The organism is Arthrobacter sp. UYCu511 (genome assembly GCF_040547105.1).
Lineage (GTDB): Bacteria > Actinomycetota > Actinomycetes > Actinomycetales > Micrococcaceae > Specibacter > Specibacter psychrochitiniphilus.
The window spans coordinates 227,755-252,909 of sequence record NZ_JBEPPB010000003.1 but is presented as its reverse complement, the minus strand read 5'-3'; the positions used below and the strand labels follow the sequence as shown (position 1 = coordinate 252,909).

Here is a 25,155-nt window from a genome sequence, read left to right as displayed (position 1 = left end):
GGGCTCATCCTTTCACCGCCCCGCTGACGAGCCCGGAACTCATCTTGCCCTGGACGATCAAAAAGAAGATGATGACCGGAACGGCAACGAGCATGGAAGCGGCCATGACCATCCCCCAGTCGGTCTCCCGGGTGGCCGAGGCTTGGACGAAGCCGCGCAACCACAGCGGCAGTGTGCGGGACTGGTCCTCGGTCATGACGACCAGGGCGACGGTGAACTCATTCCAGGCCTGCAAGAACGCATAAACCCCGGACGCCACCAGGCCCGGTGCAAGCAGCGGGAAGGTGATCTTCAGGAACGCCTTGGTGCGGGAGAGCCCGTCCACCATGGCGGCCTCCTCCAGCTCTGCGGGGACGCCGGCGACGAAGCCGCGCAACATCCAGATCGTAAAGGGCACAACTGCGGCCGTGTACAAGATGGTCAGGCCCACAATGTTGTTGAGCATGCCTACTGAGCTCATCATCTTGTACTGGGCGATGAACATGCCTTCGGCCGGGAGCATCTGGATCAACAGCAGTGCCAGGATGAAGGACTTGCGGCCCTTGAACTTGAAGCGGCTGACGGCCAGGGCACCGAGGAAGGCGATGATCAGCACGGCCGCGACCGTGCTCAGCGTGACCGTCAGTGAGATGGTGAGTGCGCCGAGGAACTTGCCGTCGGCCAGGGCTGCCGTAAAGTTCTCCAGCGATCCGCCGAAGGGCAAGAACGTGGGTGTGGTGGACTGCAAAACAACGTTGGGCAGCATGGAGGAGTTGAACATCCAGTAGACCGGGAAGGCCCACAGGATTGCTATTGCCACGGCCAGGGCGGTGAACAGAGCAGTAATGATTGACTTGCGCCGCATGTTAGTTTTCTTCCTTCATGAGGGAACGGACGTAATACCAGCTGATGCCGATTGTCAGGATCAGCATGAGGATGGACACGGCGCTTGCCATGCCGAAGTCCCCGGAGCCCACGCCGAGCTGGTAAATGAAGGTGCCCAGCATGTTGGTTTCGTTGGCAACACCGCCGGCGTCTTGCAGGAGCTTGATCTGGGTGAACACGCGCAGGTCCCAGATCAGCTGCAGCAGCAGCACGATCGACAGGACCGGGGCTATCAACGGCAAGATGATGTAGCGGGTGCGCTGCCAGCCGGTGGCTCCGTCCATACCGGCGGCCTCGAGGACCTCGCCGGAGATTTGGGTCAGGCCGGCGTAGAGGCTCAGCGCCACGAACGGTACGGACATCCATACGACAATGACAACGGCGATCAGGAAAAACGTGACCGGATCAGCCAGCCAGTTGTGGCCTTCGGCATCAATGCCGAACTGGACTAGGAGCCAGTTCAAGACGCCGCGGCGCCAGTCGATGAGCCAGACCCACACGGTCATGGCGGCCACAACGGGCATGGCCCAGGCCAGCAGCATGGAAACTTGCAGCATCAGGCGCGCTGCCGTGCCGACGCGCTGCATCAGCAGGGCCAAGAGGCCGCCGATTGCCACTGTCAGGAACGCCGAAAGCAGACAGAACAGCAGTGAACGGCCAAGGACCACCCAGAGTTCGGAGGTGCCCAGAAGTGCAAAGTAGTTCTCGAAGCCGACGAATTCAGGAGATCCGCCGAACTGCTGCATCAGGCCGAATTTTTGGAAGCTGGTGATGATCTGCCAGCCCACGGGGTAGCCCAGGGCTACCAACAAGATGATGATGGCCGGAAGAATCAGGTAGTAAGGAGCCTTGCTGGCTTTGCGGCGCCGGATGGCGGGGCCGGGCTCGGATGACTGTCCGCCGCGACCGGGTGCGAGGGGGGGCGCTTTGGCGTCCGTTGACATAGGGGGCCTTTCGTGACGGCGGAAACTGCCGTGGTTCTTGCTACAGGTGGCAAAGCGGTGGTGACCGGGGCTCTTACGAACCCCGGTCACCACTATTGGTGCTGTGTAGCTGCGCTCTTGTCTGTTACTTCAGGTTCAGCTGCGGGGTGATCTTTTCGTCGTACTGCTTGGCCAGTGCGGCAAGGTCAGTGGCGTCGCGAAGTTTTCCGAAGAACTCCTCAAGGACCAGCGAGGTCTCAACGGATGCCCAGCCGGGAGCGGCGGGGGTCAGCTTGGAGTTGGAGGCGGAGGCAATGGCTGCCTTGGCGAACTGGTCATCGCCCAAGGAATTCACGTAGTCCGAGTTGGCCGGGCCCAAGCCCGCACCGCCGAGCATGTTCTGGTATTCCTCGGAGAAGATGATGCGCATCAGGTCCTTGGCCAGATCCTGATTCTTGGACTTGGCGGAGATGCCGATGTTGGAACCGCCGGCCAGGACCGGAGCAGGCTTGCCGTCGTTGCCGGGAAGCACCAGAGTGCCGAACGTGTCCTCATTCCAGGTGCGCACGTCCTTGCCCGTTGCATCATCCTTCTTCAAGTCGCCGATGGACCAGTGGGCCCAGCCCGGAGCCATGATGGTGGCAGCAGCCAGGCTCGTCTTGCCTGTGGGCTTGCCGTCATCGCCGAGGATTTCATCGGCGTCGTTGATGTACAGCCACGGGGTGGCATCCTTGGCATCAGAGGGGGCCTTGGAAGCATTTTTGTACAGGTCCTGCAACTGTTCCAAGCCCTTGAGCGTCTTGGCATCGGCAAGGGTGGAAACCCACTTGCCGTTTTCCTTCTTGGCCAGATCCCCACCGTTCGCGAAGATCCAGGAAACGCCGTTGCGCCAGTCCTGGCCACCCAGGAAGAAGCCGGAGAAGTTCTTGATCTCGCGCGGATTCTTATCAGCAATGCTCTTCACACCTGCATTGAACTCATCCAGCGTGGTGGGCGTGGCAACGCCGGCTTCTGTCCAGATGTCTTTACGGGTGAACATGTAGCGTGAACCGAAGTAGTAGGGCAGCGCGAACTTCTTGCCGTCCACCGAACCTGCCTCGACGAAGGACGGCAGGAGCTTGTCACCGCCGAGTTCGTCGTACATGTCGGAGAGGTCGGCAAAGGCTCCGACGTTGGTGAAGGTGGGGGACTGGGTGTTGCCCATTTCCACCACATCCGGGGTGTTGTTGGCATCGGGCAGCGCCGTGGTCATCTTGGTGACAAGGTCCCCCCAGCCCTGTTCTTCAATCTTCAACGTGGCGCCGGTCTTGGCCTTGAAGGTGTCTTTCAAGTAGCCGCGCAGCTCATCAGAGGTGTCCCCTCCTGCGAGCCACAGGGTGATAGAGCGGTCGGCGTTATCTGACGGGTTACTCCCGGACTCGGCGGAAGTGCCGGAACCACAGGCTGACAGGGTCAATGCTGCAGCGGTAATAGCTGCGATCCCCAGATACTTCTTCATGCAATTTCCTCTTTCGACAAGGGGCCTCGGGTGGGCCGCAAGGGAACGATGTGGTGCTTATTCAAAGGTGTGTGGTGCCTGGCGGAATGCGCCTAGTCCACTCCCAACTGACTGGACAGAACCATGACGGCCGTGCCGCGGAGCACCGTTTTTTCGGGTTCATCCGCGAGTCGAACAGTTGTTGGGGGTGGGTAGAGGGGGAGCACCCGTTGGGCGAGTGTTTCGCGGACGCTCTCAATCAGCGTCCCGTCCAGGAGGGCGGCCGGACCGCAAAGGACAACCTCCGCGACGTCGATGGCCGCCACGATCGGGGCTAGGGAAATGGCTAGGCGTTCGCCGGCGGTACGCAGGACAGCATGAGCGGCGGCCTCGGGGTCCGGGCTTTGCGCCGCGGCGGCGAGGGCCGTCTCGAGGGCGGGCACAGCCAACCAGGTTTCCAGGCAGCCGGTGCGGCCACACTGGCACGTGGCGCCGCCGTCGGTACCTACTGTGACATGGCCGATTTCTCCTGCGGCGTGGTGGACACCGCTGGCACGGATCCCGCCCACCATAATGCTGGAACCGACGCCGCGGCCCACCCGGACCAGGATCATGTCATCACTGCCGGTGCCGAAAGTGTATTCACCGTGCAGGGCGGCGTCGGCATCGTTATGGACAAGGGTGGGCAGGCCGGTAGCGGCCTGGATGGTGGCGCCCAGCGGCACATTGGCCCAACCCAGGTTGGGAGCGGTGATGACCACGCCGTCAGCGTCCACGATTCCGGGGCTGCCCACGCCGATTCCCAGCAGCGGCTCGGTGGCCAGCGCCACGGCGTCCCGGGCCAGACCCATAACGAGTGCCGTCAGCTCGGCACCGCTTTCGGAGGTGATGGCACAATCCGTGCGGGCCAAGATGGTGCCGTCCAGGTCCATGACGGCGGCGCGCAGGACATTGTTTTCCGTCAGGTCCAGGCCAACGATCTGCAGGCCGTGCCGGTTGATGTCGACGAGGATGGAGGGCTTGCCGGGGCGTATTGCCTCGGAAGGGCCCAGCTCTACGGCGTGAGTGCGGGCGATCAGCTCGGTGACAAGGTCAGAGATGGTGACACGGGTCAGGCCAATAGCGCGGGAGAGGTCGGCACGGCTCATGGCACCGGCGGCGTGCAGGGTGCGCAGCACTAGTGAGAGGTTGTAGGCGCGGACGTCGGAGGGAAGGCTGCCTGCGCGGTCTGGGCCCGTCCTGATGCGGGGCCGTGGAGTGATCATGAATGTTAGTAAACTGTACTAACAAACTATTTGTAAAGCTTTTACGCAAACTTGCCTCAATGGCCCCAAGTGTGATAATACTCTCAACGGCGTGAAATTCACGCACCCGCGGACGCTGCCAGTAACGGGAGGGGCGTGCATAGCTGTTGAGCTGCCTCGTCCGCGGCGCGTGGCCGTCCTCTCCGCACCAATAAAGCGCACACTGGCACTTCGCAGCGCGCGTAAACAAGCCGTAAACAAGCGGCAATCCGTCTCGATTCCGGGGCCGGGCGGGCACTGACCGCAGAAACTGCCCGGCACCATACCCGTGCAAGTCACGAGGGAAAGCCGGGCGAAACCGGCTGGAAAGACAGTGGAACCAGCTGGAAAGACAGGGGAACCGGACTGTGTCCGAAGCCGGTCTGCGGTGCTTTTGGTGTCAAGTGCGAGGCGTAGGGGAGCGAGAATTGAGAAAATACGTCACGCCAGCACAGAAAACGGAGAAATTTCCCGCCATGAACTTAACCATCCGCACTGCAATTCCTTCCGATTATGACGCCATCGCTTGTATTACAGCCGACGCCTACCTTGGTGCCCGGTATTTTGAGAACGTGGACCATCCATACATGCGCAAGATCTTGCAGGTGGCCGAGCGGGCAGCTGTGGCGCAGATGATTGTGGCAGAGCGGGATGGCGCCGTCATTGGGTCAGCCACCTTAGCGGTGTACGGCGATGAATGGGCGGATGTAGCGCTGCCCGATGAGCTGGAATTCCGGCTTCTGGTGGTGGACCCTGCTGTGCAGCGCAGTGGTGCCGGGCGGTCCATGGTGGAATACATTCTGGCCCATGCCAAAAGTCTGCCCGGGATCAATGCGCTTAGCCTGACCACGGGCGAGGACTGGGTCAGCGCCCACGCCCTGTATCAGCGGCTGGGATTTTCCCGTGCACCCGAGCGTGACTGGCCCATCCCGGAAAACGGCAAGATGTTGCTTGTGTACCGGATGGAGCTTTAATGAGCAGGTGCCACCAAAAAGCCTCCGCTATAGGATGGCCTCATGAGACCCGGGGAGCACTCCGCGCCAGTACCGGCCGCACCTGTTGCCGCGCCAGTACCGGCCGCGCCAGAGGGCAGCCAGCATAAAGTGGGCAGCCATGACCATCTGCTGCAGCGGAGCTCATTTAACTCGCTGGTGGACAACCTCGTCTTTGCCTTCAGCGGGATTGCGGCGTTGTGGCTGGCCTGGCTGGTATTGAGTGAATCGTTGCACGTGGGCTGGTATCTTGTGCCGTTCTTCGTCCTGTTCTGGCTCATCTTGGCCTACCTGGTGTTGCCACGGGTGCATAAGATTTTGACCTCCATCTATGTCCCTGATTACTTCATTGGCCGCGCCCGCACCAGTGACGGGCTGCTGGGGGACCCCATTAACCTTGCCGCGGAGGGCAGTGAAGCCCAACTGATCGCGGCTATGAGTGGTGCAGGCTGGATCCGCGCCGATGCGGTGACCTTGCGCTCAAGCTGGCGCATCATCACCTCCACGGTATTCAAACGCAGCTACCACAAGGCGCCCGTGAGCCCCTTGCTGCTCTTTGGCCGGCAACAGGACCTGGCCTATCAGCAGGAAGTGGCTGGCAATCCCGCCAAACGCCACCACGTGCGGTTTTGGAAATGCCCCGATGGTTGGTTGCTGCCAGGCGGGCATAAGGTTGAGTGGCTTGCCGCGGGCACCTTTGACAGGGCTGTGGGCTTCTCACTTTTCACGCTCCAGATCACCCACAAGATCGATTCCGACACCGACGTTGAGCGGGATCACATCGTGGCAACTCTGACGGAGAGCCACCCAAAGGTATCGGTGCGCATTATTGAGGATTTCTCCACCGGCTACCACTCACGCAACGGTGGCGGGGACAGCATTGAAACTGACGGAAACCTGCCCGTGGTGGACGTTGGCAAGGTGACAAGCGCTGCCCTGGCCGCGGACCAGAGTGCGGAGGCGCGTGTGGCTGCGCGGGAACGGCGCCGGCCGCTCTCGATTGTGCTTGGAGTGGTTCTGATGAGCATCCGGGTAGTGGTTGGTGTTCTCACCTTGAGCCTGGCGTTGGGGGACAGGGTCAGCATTATTGGCGAGGTAGCGGCCTCTCTTCCCGGTGGTAACGCCTCCCTAGCTGCCCTGTTCGTGAACATTGCCATGGCCGTCACGGCCGCCTCCATACTCCTGTATGCGGCGCTCTCGGCCCTGGTTTTTCGCGGCAGCAATAGGGCTCGGGTCACGGTCATGGGCTTGAGCGTGTTGTTGTTGGCGGGTGCGGCTCTGGGTTTCTTCAGTGGCACCTCCGTCACCTTGCGCGGGGATCTGTTCGGCCTGCCCGTGGATATCCTGGTGCTGCTGGCACTGTCCGCGCAGAACTCCAGTACGTTCTCGCGCAGGGAAGCGAGCCCTGCTCCGAGCGTTGAATGACCATGCGCCAGTAGTAAATGCGCGGGCAGGAAACGCGTCAGTAGGAAATGCCAGGCGGGATTTGCCGCCCGCCATGGGAGATAAGCTAGGGGTACACACTTATTTACTTTTGTAGGGGAGATCCATGGCTGCGATCAACCGTGACGACGTGGCGCATCTGGCGCAACTGGCTCACATCGAGATGAGCGACGAAGAACTGGAGAGCATGGCCACTGAACTGGCAGTGATTGTGGATGCAGTGAAGAGCGTCAGCGAGGCTGCCGGGGCAGATGTTCCCGCCACCTCACACCCGATCCCGCTGACCAATGTCATGCGCGAGGACGTAGTGGGCCATGTGCTTACCGTGGAAGAAGCCCTGTCCGGGGCGCCCGATGCCGCCGATGGCCGCTTCAAGGTTCCCGCAATTCTGGAGGAGAGCTAATCCATGAGTGCATCTGCATTGATCCGTTCCAGCGCCGCCGTGATGGCCGCCAAACTCGCCTCAGGCGAGATCACCTCCGTTGAGCTGGTTCAGGCTCACCTTGACCGTATTGCCGAGGTCGACTGCGGTGAGCGCGGCATCCACGCGTTCCTGCACGTTAACGCCGAGGAAGCGCTGGCCGTGGCTGCCGACGTCGACGCCCGCCGCGCCGCCGGCGAAGAGCTCCATGAGCTTGCCGGTGTGCCCATCGCCATCAAGGACCTGATTGTCACCAAGGGCCAGCCCACCACGGCTGCCTCCAAGATCCTTGAGGGCTGGATGAGCCCCTATGACGCCACCGTCATCAAGAAGATCCGCGCCGCCCGCATGCCCATGCTGGGCAAGACGAACCTTGACGAATTCGCCATGGGTTCCTCCACCGAGCACTCCGCCTACGGCATCACCCGCAACCCGTGGGATCTGGACCGGATTCCCGGCGGCTCCGGCGGTGGCTCGGCTGCAGCCGTGGCAGCCTTCGAAGCACCCCTGGCCTTGGGCACCGACACTGGCGGTTCTATCCGCCAGCCCGGCGCCGTCACCGGTACCGTGGGCGTCAAGCCAACGTACGGCGCGGTTTCGCGCTACGGTGCCATCGCCATGGCGTCCTCGCTGGACCAGATTGGCCCGGTATCCCGCACCGTCTTGGACGCAGCCTTGCTTCAGGAAGTCATTGGCGGGCACGATCCCCTTGATTCCACGTCCCTGACGGATCCCTCCACGGGCCTGGCCGACGCCGCCCGCTTGGGCAACGTTGCCGGCATGAAGATCGGTGTGGTGAAGGAACTGCACGGCGAAGGTTTCCAGGCCGGCGTTGAAAACCGCTTCAATGAATCCCTGGACTTGTTGCGCGAAGCAGGGGCTGAGATCGTTGAGGTTTCCTGCCCCAACTTCAAGTACGCCCTCGGTGCCTACTACCTGATCATGCCCAGTGAGGCATCTTCTAACCTTGCCAAGTTCGACGGCGTCCGGTTCGGCAACCGCACGTTGCCCACCGATGCTCCGCTCACCATTGAGCGTGTCATGGCTGCCACCCGCGCCGCCGGTTTCGGCGATGAGGTTAAGCGCCGCATCATCCTGGGCACCTACGCCCTGAGCGCTGGCTACTATGACGCCTACTATGGGTCCGCGCAGCGTGTGCGCACCCTGGTGCAGCGCGATTTCGAGGCCGCCTTCGCCCAGGTGGATGTGCTCATCTCACCCACCACGCCCACCACGGCGTTCAAGCTGGGTGAAAAGATTGATGACCCGCTGTCCATGTACCTGCTGGACATTGCCACGATTCCGGCTAACCTGGCCGGCATCCCCGGCTTGACCCTGCCTGGTGGCCTGGCCGATGAAGACGCCCTGCCCGTGGGTATCCAGCTGCTGGCCCCGGCCCGCGAGGACGCCCGCGTTTACCGTGTTGGCGCCGTGCTGGAATCCCTGTTGGAGACCAAGTGGGGCGGCCCCATGCTGGACCAAGCCCCGGCACTGGCATCCACCGCCGTCGAGGCCACCGCCAAGATCGCAGCCGAGGAGGCAAACTAATGAGCAACGAAACCATTCTGAGCTTCGAAGAAGCCCTGGAAAAGTACGATCCAGTCCTTGGTTTTGAGGTGCACGTTGAGCTGAACACCAAGACCAAGATGTTCTCCTCGGCACCGAACGTCTTTGGTGATGAGCCAAACTCCAACGTCAATGAGGTGTGCCTGGGTCTGCCCGGCGTGCTGCCCGTGGTCAACAAGAAGGCAGTCGAGTCCTCGATCCTGATCGGCCTGGCGCTGAACTGCAAGATTGCCCCGCACAGCACGTTTGCGCGCAAGCAGTACTTCTACCCGGACACCCCCAAGAACTTCCAGACCTCCCAGTACGATGACCCCATCTGCTACGACGGCTGGATCGATATTGAACTTGAGGACGGCACCGTCTTCCACGTGGAAATTGAGCGCGCCCACATGGAAGAAGATGCTGGCAAGCTCACCCACATGGGAGGTGCCACGGGACGCATCCAGGGTGCTGATTACTCCCTCGTGGACTACAACCGTTCGGGCGTGCCCCTGGTTGAAATCGTGACCAAGACTATCGAAGGTGCCGGTTCACGTGCGCCGGAACTGGCCAAGGCTTACGTTGCCGCCATCCGCGAGATTGTGAAGAACCTGGGTGTCTCAGACGCGAAGATGGAGCGCGGCAATGTCCGTTGCGACGCCAACGTCTCCCTGCGCCCCTACGGGCAGGAAAAGTTCGGCACCCGCACCGAGACGAAGAACGTGAACTCGCTGCGCGCCGTCGAAAACGCCGTGAAGTTCGAGATCCAGCGCCACGCCGCCGTCTTGGATTCCGGTGTGCTGATCACGCAGGAAACCCGCCACTGGCATGAGGACACCAAGTCCACCACCTCGGGCCGGCCCAAGTCAGATGCTGATGACTACCGTTACTTCCCCGAGCCGGATCTGGTCCCCATTGTCACCAGCGCCGCCTGGGTTGAGGAGCTCCGCGCCACTCTGCCCGAGCCGCCGGCCGAGCGCCGCAAGCGCCTGCAGGCGGACTGGGGCTACACCGACATGGAATTCCGCGACGTGGTCAACGCCGGACTCATGGACGAGATTGAAGAAACCGTCACCGCTGGCGCAACAGCAGCTGCGGCCCGTAAGTGGTGGATGGGTGAAATCGCACGCCGCGCCAAGCTGGCAGACGTGGATCCCGCCGCGTTGGGCGTCAGCCCCGCCGTCGTGGTGGAGATTGAGAAGCTCATCGCCTCGGGTGCCATCAATGACAAGCTGGCCCGCAAGGTGCTGGACGGCGTCCTTGAGGGCGAAGGCACACCCACAGAGGTCGTGGCCAAGCGCGGCCTGGCCGTTGTCTCCGACGACGGCGCCCTGCAGAGTGCGATTGACGAGGCCCTGGCAGCCCAGCCCGATGTTGCCGAGAAGATCCGTGGCGGCAAGGTGCAGGCCGTTGGTGCGATTGTTGGTGGCGTCATGAAGGTGACCCGTGGACAGGCCGATGCGGCTCGCGTGCGCGAGCTGATCCTCAAGACCCTGGGCGTGGAGGGCTAGTCCCCACACCCTCCCGACGTGTGGCTCGCAAGCGAGCCGCACTTCGGGGCCCTCGGGTGTGTGGGCCCACCCACACGCTCCCACGCTTTGCCAACGTGTGGCTCGCAAGCGAGCCACACTTCGGGGCCCTCGGGTGTGTGGGCCCACCCACACGCTCCCACGCTTTGCCGACGTGTGGCTCGCAAGCGAGCCGCACTTCGGGGCCCTCGGGTGTGTGGGCCCACCCACACCCTCTTTCCCGTTCTTCCTCTTCGAGCCGTGACTTCCCCTTTGGAAGGTCACGGCTCGCAGTTTTTTTCTGAGGTACTGTCACAATGCCGCTGGTGCAGGGGAGTGTCTGAGCCCGGGTGTAGCCTGTGAACGGGCCCTGAATGGGGCCAGTATCTGTCTCGAGGGGGACCAAGCAATGAGTGGACCACAACCCTGGCCGGGCCCGAACGGAAAGCCGTCAGGGAGCAACGTTCCACCCCCACCAAATGTGCCACCTGCCGGGTCACCCAGCGGACCATTTGCCGGGCCACCCGCTGGCCCGCCCAGCGGAGAGTCCAAGGGCAAGGGCAAGATCGCGGCCTGGATCGCGGCTGGAACCGTCCTTCTGGGCGCCATCATTGTGGGCGCGGTCTTTGCGGTAAATACCCTCTTGGGTGTCCCGGCCCAGCCGCCGCTTGCTGGCACGGCCGGCCAGAACCAGGGCGCCTCGCCCAACTCCTCGTCACAGATGCAAGACGCCACCGGGGAACAAGACTCTGCGCCACAACAGGGCCAACCCGAGTCGCAGTCCGCACCCCAGCGCCTGAACACAGTAGATAACTCCGGCTACTCCAATGCTGACAAGGCGTATTGCAAGTGGCAGGGGAAAGTGGTGTTTGTGGGGGCCTCGGACTCCTTCCGTGCTGCGATCTGCGAGATCAACGGCGAGACCACTTACCTGGGTCTGGATAAGAAATCAGGCTCCACGATAGTGCTACCGGCGAGCCGAACCTCCAACTCAGCCCAAGCCCGAAACGGCAACTACAGCTATGCCTTGAACGCCTCAACGTTCACCATCTCGGCAAATAATGATGTTATTGCGGAAGAAAAAATGCTTTCGTGGTGGACTCCCAGTGCCCCAGAGTTGAAGTTGCCAGGGGACTTGGGCCTGAGCCAGCCCATCTCCTACCCGGCGTGCGATGGTACCGGGGTCATTGTGCTGGCCACAGCATTCGAACCAGCCACCAATGCGGCCACCATTGAACAGGCGTTACGGGCCAACCCAGGATCCATGTACCTGCGCACTGACCTGTCCTGCGATAACTTCCGGGGCCCGTCCAAGGCTAATAGCAATGGCAATTCCATTTACGCTGTCATCAAGGCCGTGCCGGGGAGCAAATCCGATGTCTGTGCCGCCATGAAGGCGTATGACGCCACTGGTGAATGGCTGGAAAACAATGTTGATCCGGCAACTAATGTCACGTGCTCGTGAGGGTACCCGTGGCATCATGAAACCATGACTTACGCTTGGGACATCCGTGCACGTGTGCAATCTGAGGGAGGCGCCCATGTCCAGGAGGACAGTTGTGGCCACTACGGCCCCAACGCGTGGATCATTGACGGCGCCACAGCGCTCCTGGAACCTCTGAACCTGCCATCCGCCTCGGACCCGCAATGGCTGGCCCAGCTTTTGAGCATGAAATTTGCCCAGGCCTCCGCAGGAACCGGGGAACACCAGCGTGGGTCCGCGCAACTCGATGACAGCGGTGTTCGTGGCGTGCTTGCGCGTGCGCTGGAGGAGATTGATCATGAGGCAACGGCACTCGTGGGAAATGAAAAGGTGCGCTTTCCCAGCGCTGCCGTTTCCGTAGCCCAGCTGAATAGCAGCGGAGTTGAGATCGCCAGTCTGGCCGATTGTACTGTTGTTGCCAGAATGCCAGACGGAGAAACCCTCCTGATCCGGGCCGAACTTGCCGATTCCCGCATCCCACCGGAGGCAACGGCCCAGGCCCGGCTGCGCCTGCTGCAACAGGATCGCGAACTGCGTAACACCCCGGGCCGGTTGTGGGTGGCGCGGCGGGAGCCGGAAGCGGCTGATCACGCCCACGTGGTCCAGATTGGGCGTCCCGAGCTTTTGGTGATGGCCAGCGATGGGGCGTGGCGCGCAGTCGATCTTGGCCTGGTCAGCGGACCGGGCGAGTTCCTGGACCGGAGCCGCAACACCCTTGAGGCCTTGGGGCTCCTGCATGAATTACGCATGCACCAGCAGCGGATCGGTGAGGTGGCCGATGACGCAACCATCCTCACCCTGGCCCCGCAGGCTTGAGACGCGCAGAACCCAACCTCTCGAACTTCAGCCGCGCAGCCATGACCCGGCGCATCACCTGGGAGCAGCTGCCGCAAACGGTGCGCGACGGCGTCGAGAGTATCTTGACTGAGCCGGTGGTGGCTGCCGTGTCTGCCCCAGGCGGGTTTTCCCCGGGGTCGGTGGACCGGGTGTTGCTGGCCTCGGGGCGGCGGGCGTTTGTGAAGGCTGCCAGTGCGCTTGAGAATGCCACAACTCCGGTGCTGCACCGCCGCGAAGCCCCCGGCGCTTTGGCCCTTCCACAAGACATTCCGGCGCCTGAATTTCTGGGAATGTACGACTTCTGGGAATGTACGACGACGGCACCTGGGTTGCGCTGGTACTGGCCGATGTAGCTGGTCACCATCCGCAGGAGCCCTGGCAGGAGAGCGAACTTCTCGCGGTACTTGACGCACTGGAGAAGATTGGCCGTGTCCCGCTCAGGACGGAACTGCCGTTGCCGCACTCTCAAGAAGCGCTCAAGGGCGCCTTCATGGCTTGGGAGAAGTTGCGGACTGGTCCTGGGCTGCCAGCGGGGCGTCCTGGGTGGACGCGCTCAGCGTGCTGATCAACGTCAAGACGTTCAACCCCGAGGCGGCGCTGGATCATTGGTTCACCACACGCCCCGTATTCGCCGCAGTGGGGGAGGATTCCGTAGCGGAGGATTCGATCAACGCCGTGATGGCAGGGTGGGCTGGATACTTCCTGGACATGTCCCGGCGCCCCGACCCGCCGGGCATCCCCACGTAGCGGGAGAGCCAAAGAAGGCAGGGGCAGATTGTGTGCGCGTGGCTGCGCTAGTGGCTGGATTAGTGCTGGGCGGCGACGGTCCTGAATCCGAGGTTTCCGCTGGCAGATTCGGGGGAGTTGGAGCTGCGGGCCGCTAGCCGGTAGCGGTTGCAATAAGAATCGTGGCACAAGTAGGAGCCGCCGCGCATCACCCGGCCGCGCCCAATGGTGGGGCCCGCCGGATCTTCCACAGTTCCTGCGGCCAGGCAGCTCTTGTAGTACTTGGGTAAGAACCAGTCCGCGCACCATTCCCAGACGTTGCCGCTGGTCTGGAGCAGGCCGTACCCGTTGGGTTCGAAACTGGCCACGGGAGCGGTGGTGAGGAATCCGTCGTCGCACGTGTTTTCCGTGGGAAAAGTGCCCTGCCAAATGTTGCAGCGGTGCAGGGTCTCGCCGTCGGCTCCTGTCCCGTGGAGCTCATTTCCCCAGGGGTACCGTGATTGGACTAATCCGCCGCGGGCAGCATATTCCCACTGTGCCTCGGTAGGCAGGACCCGGCCCGCCCACGCGCAATATGCCAAGGCATCCGTGTGCGAGACCTGGGTGACGGGGTGTTCCGGGATGTCCTGCCAGTGTGAGAGCGGCCCGGCTGGGTGCGCCCAGCTGGCACCGCGCACGTTTAGCCACCAGGGAGTGCCAGCTGCGGTGCCGAGAATATCGGCCTGATCCGCCTGGACGGCAAGGTGAAAAACGGCAGAAGTACCGTAGATTTCCGACTCCGTGCGGTAGCCGGTGGCTGCAATGAAGGCAGCGAATGCGGCGTTGCTGACGGCTGTGACATCAATCTCGAAGTCTGAGACAAAAACTTGGTGGACGGGCGTTTCACCGTCGGCGGGGTAGCCCTCGTCAAAGGGATCGCCCATGGCGAACGTGCCTGCCGGGATGTTCGCCTGCTGCGCATGAAAGGAATCTGTGGATGAGCTGTGCCCGGTTTTGGCGGGGACGCTCAGAGAAAACACCTGGTTCGTGGCGGAGGAATGCTCCGCATGGCCCGGCGCACGGCCTTCGGGACTGCAACAACTAGACATGGACTCTCTTCACACAGGGATCAAAGTACTCCTACCAGTCTAAGGAGTGAGACACGCCCTGGTGACACGCCCTGGTGAGATGGCGGGTGGGATGGTGGAATTTTCATGGCTGGATGTGCCAGCATGGCGCCATGGATGTTGACGCAATGAATGTTGATGCACTGGATGTTGATGTGGTGAATGCTAATGGGGTAAATAGTGACGTGGTGAAAGCTGACGTAGTGATCATTGGCGGCGGAATTGCCGGGTTGTCCCTAGCCTGGGCCCTGGCCCCTACACGAACAGTGGTGTTGGTGGAAGCGGAGCCGGCCTTGGCGTTCCACACCTCCGCCCGCTCGGCCCGGCAGATGCAGCCACATTATGGCCCGGCCGTCATTCAAGAGTTGACCCGGCGCAGCATCGCCATGGTGGAGGATATTTCAGCCACGCTGGCGGCGCCCATCCTGATACCTCGCCCGCTCATCACGCTGGGCAACCACGCTGAGGTAGCGGAGCTGTTGGCGGGCCAGCCCGGCCTGAAATTGTTGGGCCACACCCAGGCCATGGCGCTGAGCCCGGATCTGCGCCCCGATACATTTTTTGCAGCAGCCCTGGATGACTCCGCCAAGGAGGTGGATGTGCCGGCCCTGCTGGAGTACTACCGCCGGCAGGGTCTGGCGGCAGGTGCCACCGTGCTCTTGAGTGCCCCCGTGACCACGGTCCACCATGATGACACGGGGTTCACGCTGACAGCGGGGGAGCATGAAATCAAGGCCTCAGTTGTGGTCAATGCTGCGGGTGCCTGGGCGCAGGAGGTGGCCACGCTCTGTGGCGTGCCATCTCAGAGCCTGATCCCGTACCGGCGCAGCGTGGCCATAGTTTCCACGGCACGGCCTGTGAATCCGGCGGGGCCCATGGTGGAGCCCTTCGATGAAAGCTACTACTTCAGGCCCGACGGCGGGAACCTCCTGATCTCACCGTGTGAGTCAGTGCCTGCTCCGGCGGGTGACGCGCAGGTGGTGGATGCCGATATTAGGGCACTGATCGAGCGCATTGACGCCGTGACCACCCTGGGGATCACCGGCGTCGTCCGGGCGTGGACGGGGCTGCGTACGGAAGCCCCGGATGGCATTCCGGTGGTGGGCTTCGATGCGGCTGTGCCCAACTTCTTCTGGCTCGCCGGGCAGGGCGGGTATGGGATTCAAACCTCGGCCGCGCTGGCCACGCTCGCGGCCGCGATGATCACCGGGACACTGCCGGCGGCAGATCAGGAACTGGCTGGCGAACTGAGCCCGCAACGGGCCGGCGTGCTGTAGCTGGCAGATTTAACTGCCAGCCCTAACTGGCGGTCTTAACTGGCGGTCTTAACTGGCGGCGCCGGAAACCATGACGCCAACACCCAAGACGCCCAAAATGGCGCTGCTGATCCGCTCGATCATGGAATTGACCTTGGGCTTGCGCAACCACTTCATGGCCCGGTTCGCCACAAAAGCAATGACAGTCAAATAGAGGAAGCCGATCACGGCCAGGGTCAGGCCCAACACCATGGCCATGGCCAGTGTGTTCACGCCCTGGGGGATGAATTGGGGCACCACGGCTAGATAAAACAGGCCAACTTTGGGGTTCAGAAGAGTGGAGATCATGCCGGCACCAAACCCTGCACGCTTGCTGTAGACCAGCGGTTGCGCACCATCATGGGCTGCCGCCAGGCCTGCCTTGGCAGCCTTGCGCGCTTTCAGGAACGAGGAAACTCCCAAGTACAGCAGGTAGATGCCGCCAGCAATCTTAATCCACCGGAACACCTCCGCTGACTGTTCCAAAATGGCGGCCAGTCCAAAGCCCACCAGGGCCGCCCAGAGCAGCGCGCCCACGCCGGAGCCTGCTGCTGCTGCAATGCCTGCCCCCACCCGGTTCAGTGAAATACGCAGCACCATGAAGGTATCCGGTCCGGGAATGAGGGCGAGCATCAGGCACAGTCCGGCAAAGCCCAGGAGTGAAACAAAAGTCATAAGTTCAATTCTCGCCGGGGGCAAGCCGGTGCGGCAAATGCAGGTGGCCTGCTCGGCCATCTTGATGTCTGTTATTCCAGACGCGGCTCTGGGGCGTGGCGCCCGGGCCGCCCCATGGCGCCGTACGCTAAGAACATGAGCGAACTGATCTCCAATATTGGCGAACTAATGACCCAGGATGGCGAGCTGGGTACGCTGCACAACGGCGCCATTGTGCTTGAGGGGGAGCGCATCTCATGGATCGGTCCCAGCGAGCAGGCGCCCGCGGCGGATACCCATACGGATGCCCAGGGCCGGGCGGTGCTTCCCGGCTGGGTGGACTCGCACACGCATCTGATCTTCGCCGGAGACCGCACGGCCGAGTTTGAGGCGCGTATGGCCGGGGAGAAATACAGTGCCGGAGGCATTGCGGTGACCATGGAAGCCACCCGCAACGCAGGCGACTACGATCTCACCCGCATGGGCTTGGGCCGCGTTGGCGAGGCAGTCTCCCAGGGCACCACCTATCTGGAGACCAAGACAGGCTACGGTCTGGATGTGGATAACGAAGCCCGCTGCGCCCGGATCGCCTCCACCGTGGTGGACGAGGTCACGTACTTGGGTGCCCACCTGGTCCCGGCCGGCATGGACGCCGATGAGTACACCGCGCTAGTTTGCACGGACATGCTCGACGCCGTCCGCCCTTACGTCTCCTGGGCCGATGTGTTCTGTGAGCGCGGCGCCTTCACGGAAGAGCAGTCACGTGCCGTGCTCAACGCCTGCCGTGCCGCCGGCCTCGGGCTGCGCGTGCACGGCAATCAGCTGGGCCACGGAGCCGGGGTTGGGCTAGCCGTGGAGTTCAAGGCCGCAAGCGTGGACCACGTCAATTTTCTGACCGATTCCGATGTGGCCCTGCTTGCGCAGTCGTGGTCAGGCTGGCAGGCCGGTGCCAATGCGGGGCGCGGGGCGGGTGAGCGTGGCACGGTCGCCACCGTGCTGCCAGCCTGTGATCTTTCCACCCGGGCGCCGCTGGCACCCGCCCGCCAGCTGCTCGATGCCGGGGTGCCAGTGGCCATCGCTTCCAATGCCAACCCCGGTACCTCCTACACCTCCTCCCTGGCATTCTGCGTTGCAACGGCCGTGCTGCAGATGGGTCTGAGCGTACATGAGGCTGTGCGCGCTGCTACGTATGGGGGAGCACTGGCATTGGGTCGGGAAACCGGGCTTGACCAGGATGGGAAGCGGGCTGTTGGCACCCTTGCCGTGGGACACAGGGCTGATCTGCACATGCTCCGGGCGCCGTCCGCAACGCATCTTGCCTACCGCCCCGGCATGCCACTGACATCCGGTGTGTGGCGAGCCGGCGTGCGGGAAATCTAGGGTGCGGGAAGTATAAGGTGCGGGAAGCCTAATGGTAGGGGTGGATCTGGCCAGTTCTAGATACCCCGGCCAAGGTAGAGTGGCGAGCAAATGAAGAGCTCGAGAAGTCAATTGCGTGATCGTGGATTCCTGGGTATCGAAGATCTTGACGTATTCAGCCATCTGTCAACGGCGGACCTGGCTCAACTGCTGGACTCTGAGGATCCGTTGGAGCGATCCGCTGCCATTCGCCTGCTCGCACAAAAAGCACAACCGGATGCTTCGACGAACCGGCTCTTTGCGGATCGGCTCAAGCGCGAAACCAAGCTTTACACCAAGATTGAGCTCTGTGAAGCACTCCAAACTGGTGGTGAAGAAGCCGCTCAGATGCTGATTCCACTGCTAGGTACAATCGGCAGAAATCAACACAAGCAGCCATCCACTGATGCGTTCAGAAAATCTAGCTATCCGCTCCCAAGGGACATTGTGGCGCGAATTCTTGCTCGAATGGACCCCGCAATTTTGCCCACCATGACATCGGTCATTCAGAGCGGGACCCGGGCACAGGTAGTGGAGGTCATTGATGCTGTTGGCTTCATGTGCTTCTATTCCTCAGCGACCGAAGCTCATCGCTTGGTTGCGCTGCGAGCGCTGCTCAAAAGGCTCCAGGGCAGTCCGAATGATGAGCTAATGCAGTGGAAAATTGTGCGTGCACTGGAGAGTTTCAACCATCCCGACTCCTTATCGATCCTGCGCGGGATTATTGAGGACAGCGCGGTGCCTGCACTGCACCAGGAAGCGCAGCGCTCACTAGCGTTGGCCCTCAAACAACCCGCTATGTGAAAGCCGCAGATTTTTCCCCATTGATACACGGCAAGACTCGTTCGTGATGCCTGTTACCCGTTGCCCGCTTCCCGGCTGTGGTCGGAGCGGTAAGGCACGGCTGATCGGTGTCAATACCAGCCCGTTCAATACCAGCCTGTTCATTGCGGGGCTGGACGTGAGTACAGCGGGATCACCGATCATATCGAAGACTCATGCACCTGAACCTCATGGGTTTGCGGGGGCTCAAGCGATTGATTCTTTGTTTCTACCCGCCGGGTGTACCCCTCTGCGATCAGAACAGCCATGACCGAGAGCAGACCAACGGCGAGGAGAACAATCCCCAGCAACCCCACTTGAACGTTCTGGTTTGTATAGGTATTTGGTGTACTAGGGTCGCTGACCCACATGCTTATCTTCCCCATAGCCACCAGAACGATGCCGCAAATCGTTGCACCGAGGGATACTGTCCAGGCAGCAATTCTTGCCCACCGCTGGCGCCCCGTAATGTGTGTCATTGCAGAAGCATACTGCCCGAGCGGCAGAGCAACCAGAGGGAAGGAAATGGCTCATGCCCACACTGGCTCATGCCCACACTGGCTCATGCACACAGCGGGCACGCCTCAAGCATGGGCGTGCGAAAAGTGGCTCCTTCTACCGCATGGCCAAGATGTGTTGGGCTGCTTTTGTCCTTACCTGGTATGGCGGCATCTCACAGCACTTCTTGGAGGAGCGCAAAAGGAAGGGGTGCTGGCTTGAATTTCTTCAAGCCAGCACCCCTTCTTAGTCACTGCTTACTGCTTACTGCTTACTGCTCACTGCTCACTGCTTACTGCTTACTGCCGTGGTGACAGTGGCTAGAACCTAACCATGGCGCCGGCGGCGTCGGACCAACATGGTCCCCGCACCCCCAAATAGGGCAAGCAAGGCAATGCCGAGGATCGGCAGCACTCCGTTGGCGCCAGTGTGGGAGAGCTCATCCCCGCCGGCGGGAGCAGTGGTTGCTCCCGAACTTGCGCCCGGTGTGGTAGCGCCCGGTGTGGTTGCTCCCGGTGTGCTTGCGGCAGGTGTAGTTGCACCCGGGGTGGTAGCCCCCGGTGCACCCGGAGTTGTGGGTCCCGTGGTGGCCGGCGGAGTAGTGGCCGGCGAAGTGGTGGCCGGATCCGTCGGGTCCGTGGTGGCGGGGGGTTCAGTGGTGGGCGGGTCCGTCGGGTCCACTGCCTTGGCAGTGATCGCGAGGTTGACGGTTCCGCTTGCTTCCTTGCCGAACTTATCCGTACCAGTGGCAGTCAGCGTTGCTGTGCCAACAGGAGCGTCAGCCGGAATAACCAAGCTAAACGTAGCCACACCATCAGCGTTGACCACGGCCGTGAGGTCATCGCCGGCTGCCAAGGCAGCAACGGCACCGGTGGTCAGCTTCAAGGTGGCTGTGGAGCCAGCCTTCAAGTCGCCAACCGTAACCTTATGCGTGGAGCCCTGCGCAACGGCGTTGCCACCGTCAACAACGGGTACCAGCGTCAAGGCCGGGGCCTCATCGCCACAGCTGAACTTGGCATCCGCCCAGTCAGCCCACTCGTCGCCATTCGTGCCGCCCACATTGATCTTGGCAACGTTCAGGTCCACGTAGTTCTTACCCGTGACATCGGCAGTGATCTTAAGCGCCTCGTCATCAACTGTCAGCTGCGGGGACGTGGCAAGAGTTTCGCCATCGCCAACCACGGTGAACACCACGTTGCCGCGGTGTGCCTTGGGCAGCTTGGCATCATCGATGCCTACCATGGCGGTGAAACTGGTGCACTGTCCGCCCAAGTAGAAGCGAACACTGGAATCGGCGTGAACGCCCAGACCCTTCTTGTAGACGGTGGCATCGATCGTGATCGGAGCACCGTCGCCTTCGGCGTCCTCACCGTTGTTCAAGTCACGCTCAACAGGGCCCCATCCGTTGGTGGGCGTGCCCACAAACTCCAGGTCGCTTGCGAAGACGTCCTGGGTGGGAGCTGCCGGCGGAGTGCCAACAATGCTCACGGCGACGGAGCCGGTGGCTGCCTTGCCGTTGCTGTCGGTACCAGCCACGTTGATGCTTGACTCGCCCTCGGTTGCATCCGCGGCAACCTTGTAGCTGTAGGTTGCCATGCCTGCGGCGTTGGCGGTTGCCTTGCCCAGTTCGGCGGTTCCCAGCGAGAAGGTTGCCTCAGAGTTGGCCTTCAAGTCACCAACGGTGACGGTGTAGGTCTTGCCCTGCTCCAGCGGACCGGCCGGGTTGACCACGGGGGCCAGCTCGAGTGCGGGGGAGTCATCCGAGCAGCGGAACATGGCGTCGGCCCAGTCGGCCCAGTCATTGCCGTTGCTGCCGTTGGGGTCAACAACCAGCTCAATATATTTGGCGCCGTTGAGCTTGACGTCAATGTTCTTGGCAGGTGTTGCGCCTGTCATAATGCCGGAATTGTAAAGTTCCGTTCCATCGCCGAGCACCTTGAAGATGACCGAGCCCTTGGTGCCCTGGAAATCGTCAACGCCGATGAGGGCGGTGAAAGCGGAGCACTGTGCACCCACAAAGTACTTGATCTTGGAGGCTGCGTGAACGCCGAGGCCCTTGCTGTACGTTTTGCCGTCCAGCGTGATTGCCTTGCCATCCTTTTCTCCCTGCTCGCCGTTGCTCAGGTCCTTTTCTGCAGGACCCCAACCGTTATCAGGAGTACCAATCCACTGCATGTCTGAGGCATAGGTATCTGCGGTGGGCGGGTGGGGCATGGTGTAGGCGCCCAGTGTGGTTTCCGCCACGCGAGCCCCGATCGGAGCCACCGTGGTGGTGTAAGTGGACGTGGCCTTGATGTTGTAATTGCCATCTGCCGTGGCCGGAGCCACCACATTCCACTTGGTGACTAGTGATGCGCCCGGAGCCAAGGAGGTTGCTGTCGCGGGGGTTGTTGCGGTGGCAGTCCAGCCCTCCGGCAACTGCAGTGAAACCTTGGCGTTAGCGACGGCGGCGGGCTCATTGGAGACCAACGTGGTGGTGAACTCGTTATCAGTTCCCTGCTCAATGATGGGTCCGGTTTGTGCAAGGGACAGCTGCGCACAGGCCGGAGTTTTGCTGGACTCACCCAGGTCACGGATCAGAAGATTATCCAAAGAGAAATCCGCTGCCGTGGTTCCGCTGCGTAACAAGCCAACATAGCTATCCCCACAGGCCGAAGCAGTGAAGTTCTGCACCCAACGCTCAGTTGTTTGCATGAGCGGGACAGGAGTTGACACAGTCTGTACTGCCCCTGCTGCCCCGTCATAGCCGCCTACCCAGGTGTATTCGCCAGCCTTGGCAGACTGGTAATCGAAGGAAATCTCATAGTCGTGACCCTGCGTAAAGGCCATGGTGGCGGGGGTGGTGCGGTACACCAGGCCCCCATTTTCCTCGTGTGAGAGCAAACTGAACTGGCCATCAAGGACGTTGTCAATGGGCTTGTTGTTCCAGCCCTTTTGCGTGTAAGGCGCGTGGATTGGGGCCAGGTGGGTACGCGGATCGGTGATACCACCGGCGTTGCCCTTCACAAACGGGCCCCAGCCCTGGTCAACGTTTTCAAAGTCTTCAGCCAACACCACACCGGTCGGTGAACCGGAAACCACATCAGCGGCACTGACATGCTCGGTCTTGATGACCCGGAAATCATCAATCAAGACGGCGGTGCTGCCTGCCGGGGCGGAGAACTTCACGGTAGGTGCATCGCCGTTGTTCGCCACGTCAATCAGCACGCGGACGCGTTGAGTGTAGGTGCGGTTCTTCTGATCTGCTGCAACAGTGTTGAACAAGGCAGAGGAGTTTGTGGTGTTCTTCACCGCGGGCTTATTCGAAACCGTTGCCTCAAGCGTGGTTTCACGTTTGCCGCGCGGGAACTTCTCCTGGTTGTTCACGGTTGGGTCAATCTCAACCCAGGCACTGACAGAGTAGGTGCCCTTATTCAAGGGAGCCAGTTTTTGCGAGATGCTGGAGGCGGCAGCCCCGAACTTGACGCTGTTCAGGCCCTTGGCAGAGTTGTTCACGGTGACATCACCTGTTGGTGCCCAATTGGCCAGGGCGCCGGAGTTGAAACCCGGGTCCTTGATGCCGGTGCCAAAGCCCCAGGCGGCGTCAGCGTTCGCCGGAACTGTTGCCAGTGCCGAGGTCGGTGCCAGCACGTAGGCGGTATTGGCCTTCGGGGACAGGCTGATCTTGCCGCCTGTGACAGGAACGTCGCTGAGGAACTTACGGCCCTGATCGGTGAGCTCATAGAGTTTCAAGGTGCTCTGTGTGGCGAAGGCTGGGGTCAGAGTCCATGTCTGGGCGCCGCCATCACGGCTGTAGTTGTACAGCTTGGTCTGGTTGTTGGTGTCATTGACGGCCTCTTCACCGAACTGCACCAAATCGCTGGACCAGGGGAGCAAATAATTGTGCCCCTCCAGAACCTTGGCACCGTTCTGAGTGATGATGCGATTCTCCAGCGTGGTGCCCGTGACGCGCAGATTATTCTCGAGGGTGATGGCCTCGGGTGTCCACGTGGTGATTTCCTGCTGCTGGAGGAACTTGGCGGGGACGTTGTTGTCCCAGACGTTCTTGAGGAAATTGTTGTAGTTGTTCTGTCCCGTCCAGCCCTGCCACTCCACCAAGTGTGGTGTGCCTAGGCGCGGATCCGGGTTCCACGTATCGCGTTGGGTGTTCTGGGAGAAACGCAGAATTTCTGAGTTCCAACCCTTATTGGTGCTGCCACCGTAGTTTTCATCCACAGCCCAGTGTGACCAGGTGTTGTTGCGGACCAAGGAATCAGCCCACTCAGAAGAAACCGAGTACCCGGCATCGATGAGGTTGCGCTGGAGGCGCTCGCCCACCCATCCTGACTCGTAATACACATCAACATAGTTGGCCGTCAGATTGTCATTGACAGATTCGGCCATGCCATCCAGGCGGGATTTCTGATCTCCAGAAAGCACGTCGTGGCGTTGGTCAATGATGTAAGCCTGTTCCAGCCAGTTCCAGTTCTTCTGCGGCGGTTGCTTAATGAACTGCTCATTGAATGAATGGGCAGAAGGGTAGGCCTCGGTGTTGTTGATGTGCACAGTGAACGTGGCACCGAACTTCTTGGCCTGCTCCAGCATGGTGTTCATGTCGGCAAGCCCGCCAGCGCGGACGTTGAAGTTGCCGTCAAAGTCGGTGTTGGCGGAGTCGTGTCCCTCCGAGGTGAAGCCCTTCTCCAAGGAGTACTGGCCCAGTCCATCAGTGGCCAGAGCTACGTGCTTGACGTCATCGAGGGTGCGCAGGAACGGGTTGGTTGCCTGGCTGGCAAAGTTGAAGGGAATGCTCTGAACTACACGGTTCTTCACATCCTCCCAACCATAAGGTTTGATCTGAATATCACGCGAGGCAATGGCGCCATCTTGCCAATTGACTTGTCCATCGGCGTTGACGTCGCCGGTGATGATGACCTTGGCCATGGGTAGTGGCTCAGTTTCGGTGGAGTTCTTGGCACGGTACAGCCAGGCACCGGAGGAGAAGCCTACCAACTTGTTGGCGCCGTCGGCCTTGACTTGACGCCAGATCCTGCCCTTGTCGGCGCCAGCGAGCCCGTTATCCGGGGCCCCAAAGGCACCGTCATACATTGAGTTGGACTCAAAGCTGGCTGCCAAATCATTGGTGTTGGCGATAGCCACCATGGAGGTTTTAGCCTCAGCATCAACAGCAGTGTCAGCGGTCAGCGCGGTGATGTTGTCACCGCTCTTGGCTCGGTCAACGGAAACCACTGCGGTGGCAAGGCTCGCCCCGGCCTGAGCTGAGGACAGTGTGATGAGGTCCTGGTCCATGATCTGGAGGCGTTCGACCTTGGCGGTCCCGGTTTCAGTGATCTCGGTGATGTTGAATGTGAGCACATTCTTCTCAACAGCGAGTTTGGCTTTCATGCTCACGCCAGCCATACCGGGAACGGCAATGGCGTACTCGATCGACTTGCCATCGACATTGACCTTGGAAGTCACGGTGACGGCCTGATCCGCGCCGTTGATCTTCATCTTGGTGGCGACGGCGGTGGCGCCCGTCATGGTTTTTGTCCCCAGCGTGTATTTCAGCGCCTGCGGGAAGGCCGTAGAAACCTCGACGGACATGGTTCCTGAGGTAATCACCGCCGTTCCATCAGCCGCGAAGGCAGGTAGGGCGGCGGCGATAGGGACAATGGTGCCAGCCATGACGGCCCCGGCAATTCCCATCCCCAACCACTTTCGGTGGTGTCGGGTCAATGACATCAAGAACTCCTTGAACAGCTTTGTTGCAGGTGCAAGTGGCAATTTGCGCACTTGTTGGTGGTGACGCTGATGAGGGTGAGCTTAAGGATTGTGGCCCGCCTCACTCTGTTATCCATAACACTGTAGCAGTCCAGCGCTTGTGTGACGCCTCGTTTCGGC

Annotated in this window: 20 protein-coding genes; 12 read left to right on the top strand and 8 right to left on the bottom strand. The window is 61.3% G+C overall.

Annotated elements, in window-relative coordinates; genetic code table 11:
- Window positions 1-4 precede the first annotated feature (4 nt).
- From ABIB48_RS06815 to ABIB48_RS06800, 4 genes are all read right to left on the bottom strand, one after another.
- A complete protein-coding gene (locus ABIB48_RS06815; RefSeq protein ID WP_110104478.1) occupies window positions 5-844 on the bottom strand; it encodes a carbohydrate ABC transporter permease in 840 nt (279 codons plus the stop codon).
- A 1-nt stretch (window position 845) separates the two neighbouring features.
- On the bottom strand, window positions 846-1,808 hold the full coding sequence (locus ABIB48_RS06810; RefSeq protein WP_315914794.1) for a carbohydrate ABC transporter permease: 963 nt from the start codon (window positions 1,806-1,808) through the stop codon (window positions 846-848).
- 124 nt (window positions 1,809-1,932) lie between these two features.
- Window positions 1,933-3,285, bottom strand: coding sequence for an extracellular solute-binding protein (locus ABIB48_RS06805; RefSeq protein WP_110104476.1), 1,353 nt, complete (start codon window positions 3,283-3,285; stop codon window positions 1,933-1,935).
- Window positions 3,286-3,377: 92 nt separating this feature from the next.
- Window positions 3,378-4,529, bottom strand: a complete 1,152-nt coding sequence (locus tag ABIB48_RS06800; RefSeq protein ID WP_354212512.1) for an ROK family protein — start codon at window positions 4,527-4,529, stop codon at window positions 3,378-3,380.
- Between the two features lie 494 nt (window positions 4,530-5,023).
- Here ABIB48_RS06800 and ABIB48_RS06795 point away from each other — a divergent pair, with 494 nt between their 5' ends.
- The 9 genes from ABIB48_RS06795 to ABIB48_RS06755 all read left to right on the top strand — a co-directional run bounded on the left by ABIB48_RS06795 (window position 5,024) and on the right by ABIB48_RS06755 (window position 13,523).
- On the top strand, window positions 5,024-5,521 hold the full coding sequence (locus ABIB48_RS06795; protein WP_354212511.1) for a GNAT family N-acetyltransferase: 498 nt from the start codon (window positions 5,024-5,026) through the stop codon (window positions 5,519-5,521).
- Between the two features lie 42 nt (window positions 5,522-5,563).
- Window positions 5,564-6,964, top strand: coding sequence for an LssY C-terminal domain-containing protein (locus ABIB48_RS06790; RefSeq protein WP_354212510.1), 1,401 nt, complete (start codon window positions 5,564-5,566; stop codon window positions 6,962-6,964).
- Between the two features lie 124 nt (window positions 6,965-7,088).
- On the top strand, window positions 7,089-7,385 hold the full coding sequence (gene gatC / locus ABIB48_RS06785; RefSeq protein ID WP_110104472.1) for an Asp-tRNA(Asn)/Glu-tRNA(Gln) amidotransferase subunit GatC: 297 nt from the start codon (window positions 7,089-7,091) through the stop codon (window positions 7,383-7,385).
- 3 nt (window positions 7,386-7,388) lie between these two features.
- Window positions 7,389-8,951, top strand: a complete 1,563-nt coding sequence (gene gatA / locus ABIB48_RS06780; RefSeq protein ID WP_354212509.1) for an Asp-tRNA(Asn)/Glu-tRNA(Gln) amidotransferase subunit GatA — start codon at window positions 7,389-7,391, stop codon at window positions 8,949-8,951.
- Window positions 8,951-10,459 carry an Asp-tRNA(Asn)/Glu-tRNA(Gln) amidotransferase subunit GatB gene (gene gatB, locus ABIB48_RS06775; RefSeq protein WP_110104470.1) on the top strand — a complete coding sequence of 503 codons (1,509 nt, stop codon included), beginning with the start codon at window positions 8,951-8,953 and terminating at the stop codon, window positions 10,457-10,459. Before gatA ends, gatB begins: the two co-directional genes overlap by 1 nt.
- 406 nt (window positions 10,460-10,865) lie before the next feature.
- The gene (locus ABIB48_RS06770) at window positions 10,866-11,921 is read left to right on the top strand and encodes a hypothetical protein (protein ID WP_354212508.1); all 1,056 of its coding nucleotides are present in this window, start codon (window positions 10,866-10,868) and stop codon (window positions 11,919-11,921) included.
- Between the two features lie 24 nt (window positions 11,922-11,945).
- Window positions 11,946-12,755 carry a hypothetical protein gene (locus ABIB48_RS06765; protein WP_354212507.1) on the top strand — a complete coding sequence of 270 codons (810 nt, stop codon included), beginning with the start codon at window positions 11,946-11,948 and terminating at the stop codon, window positions 12,753-12,755.
- Window positions 12,752-13,129, top strand: coding sequence for a hypothetical protein (locus ABIB48_RS06760; RefSeq protein WP_354212506.1), 378 nt, complete (start codon window positions 12,752-12,754; stop codon window positions 13,127-13,129). The genes ABIB48_RS06765 and ABIB48_RS06760 overlap by 4 nt, the downstream gene beginning before the upstream one ends.
- 142 nt (window positions 13,130-13,271) lie before the next feature.
- On the top strand, window positions 13,272-13,523 hold the full coding sequence (locus tag ABIB48_RS06755; protein WP_354212505.1) for a hypothetical protein: 252 nt from the start codon (window positions 13,272-13,274) through the stop codon (window positions 13,521-13,523).
- A 59-nt stretch (window positions 13,524-13,582) separates the two neighbouring features.
- Here ABIB48_RS06755 and ABIB48_RS06750 read toward each other — a convergent pair whose 3' ends face one another.
- Complete coding sequence (locus tag ABIB48_RS06750) at window positions 13,583-14,590, bottom strand: formylglycine-generating enzyme family protein (protein ID WP_354212504.1); 1,008 nt, start codon at window positions 14,588-14,590, stop codon at window positions 13,583-13,585.
- A gap of 131 nt (window positions 14,591-14,721) precedes the next feature.
- Here ABIB48_RS06750 and ABIB48_RS06745 point away from each other — a divergent pair, with 131 nt between their 5' ends.
- Window positions 14,722-15,885 (top strand): NAD(P)/FAD-dependent oxidoreductase, encoded by a 1,164-nt coding sequence (locus ABIB48_RS06745; protein ID WP_315914782.1) that lies wholly within the window; start codon window positions 14,722-14,724, stop codon window positions 15,883-15,885.
- Window positions 15,886-15,933: 48 nt separating this feature from the next.
- Here ABIB48_RS06745 and ABIB48_RS06740 read toward each other — a convergent pair whose 3' ends face one another.
- Window positions 15,934-16,578, bottom strand: a complete 645-nt coding sequence (locus ABIB48_RS06740) for a LysE family translocator (protein ID WP_315914781.1) — start codon at window positions 16,576-16,578, stop codon at window positions 15,934-15,936.
- 135 nt (window positions 16,579-16,713) lie between these two features.
- Between ABIB48_RS06740 and ABIB48_RS06735 the strand changes: the two genes are divergently transcribed.
- Together ABIB48_RS06735 and ABIB48_RS06730 are read left to right on the top strand one after the other, a co-directional pair.
- On the top strand, window positions 16,714-17,937 hold the full coding sequence (locus tag ABIB48_RS06735) for an amidohydrolase family protein (protein ID WP_315914780.1): 1,224 nt from the start codon (window positions 16,714-16,716) through the stop codon (window positions 17,935-17,937).
- Window positions 17,938-18,027: 90 nt separating this feature from the next.
- Window positions 18,028-18,759 (top strand): hypothetical protein, encoded by a 732-nt coding sequence (locus ABIB48_RS06730; protein WP_354212503.1) that lies wholly within the window; start codon window positions 18,028-18,030, stop codon window positions 18,757-18,759.
- A 179-nt stretch (window positions 18,760-18,938) separates the two neighbouring features.
- Here the strand turns inward: ABIB48_RS06730 and ABIB48_RS06725 are convergent, their stop codons facing one another.
- Window positions 18,939-19,292: a hypothetical protein gene (locus ABIB48_RS06725; protein WP_315914836.1), complete on the bottom strand. Its 354-nt coding sequence runs from the start codon at window positions 19,290-19,292 to the stop codon at window positions 18,939-18,941.
- A 310-nt stretch (window positions 19,293-19,602) separates the two neighbouring features.
- On the bottom strand, window positions 19,603-24,996 hold the full coding sequence (locus ABIB48_RS06720) for an endo-alpha-N-acetylgalactosaminidase family protein (RefSeq protein WP_315914778.1): 5,394 nt from the start codon (window positions 24,994-24,996) through the stop codon (window positions 19,603-19,605).
- Between the last annotated feature and the right edge of the window lie 159 nt (window positions 24,997-25,155).

Excerpts from the sequence above, each read along its gene's own strand:
- ABIB48_RS06750 (WP_354212504.1), bottom strand. The coding sequence starts at position 14,590 with ATGTCTAGTTGTTGCAGTCCCGAAGGCCGTGCGCCGGGCCATGCGGAG.
- ABIB48_RS06815 (WP_110104478.1), bottom strand. The coding sequence starts at position 844 with ATGCGGCGCAAGTCAATCATTACTGCTCTGTTCACCGCCCTGGCCGTG.
- ABIB48_RS06730 (WP_354212503.1), top strand. The coding sequence starts at position 18,028 with ATGAAGAGCTCGAGAAGTCAATTGCGTGATCGTGGATTCCTGGGTATC.
- ABIB48_RS06800 (WP_354212512.1), bottom strand. The coding sequence starts at position 4,529 with ATGATCACTCCACGGCCCCGCATCAGGACGGGCCCAGACCGCGCAGGC.
- ABIB48_RS06740 (WP_315914781.1), bottom strand. The coding sequence starts at position 16,578 with ATGACTTTTGTTTCACTCCTGGGCTTTGCCGGACTGTGCCTGATGCTC.
- ABIB48_RS06770 (WP_354212508.1), top strand. The coding sequence starts at position 10,866 with ATGAGTGGACCACAACCCTGGCCGGGCCCGAACGGAAAGCCGTCAGGG.
- ABIB48_RS06790 (WP_354212510.1), top strand. The coding sequence starts at position 5,564 with ATGAGACCCGGGGAGCACTCCGCGCCAGTACCGGCCGCACCTGTTGCC.
- ABIB48_RS06795 (WP_354212511.1), top strand. The coding sequence starts at position 5,024 with ATGAACTTAACCATCCGCACTGCAATTCCTTCCGATTATGACGCCATC.
- gatB (WP_110104470.1), top strand. The coding sequence starts at position 8,951 with ATGAGCAACGAAACCATTCTGAGCTTCGAAGAAGCCCTGGAAAAGTAC.
- ABIB48_RS06765 (WP_354212507.1), top strand. The coding sequence starts at position 11,946 with ATGACTTACGCTTGGGACATCCGTGCACGTGTGCAATCTGAGGGAGGC.
- gatA (WP_354212509.1), top strand. The coding sequence starts at position 7,389 with ATGAGTGCATCTGCATTGATCCGTTCCAGCGCCGCCGTGATGGCCGCC.
- ABIB48_RS06805 (WP_110104476.1), bottom strand. The coding sequence starts at position 3,285 with ATGAAGAAGTATCTGGGGATCGCAGCTATTACCGCTGCAGCATTGACC.
- gatC (WP_110104472.1), top strand. The coding sequence starts at position 7,089 with ATGGCTGCGATCAACCGTGACGACGTGGCGCATCTGGCGCAACTGGCT.
- ABIB48_RS06745 (WP_315914782.1), top strand. The coding sequence starts at position 14,722 with ATGGATGTTGACGCAATGAATGTTGATGCACTGGATGTTGATGTGGTG.
- ABIB48_RS06735 (WP_315914780.1), top strand. The coding sequence starts at position 16,714 with ATGAGCGAACTGATCTCCAATATTGGCGAACTAATGACCCAGGATGGC.
- ABIB48_RS06720 (WP_315914778.1), bottom strand. The coding sequence starts at position 24,996 with ATGTCATTGACCCGACACCACCGAAAGTGGTTGGGGATGGGAATTGCC.
- ABIB48_RS06810 (WP_315914794.1), bottom strand. The coding sequence starts at position 1,808 with ATGTCAACGGACGCCAAAGCGCCCCCCCTCGCACCCGGTCGCGGCGGA.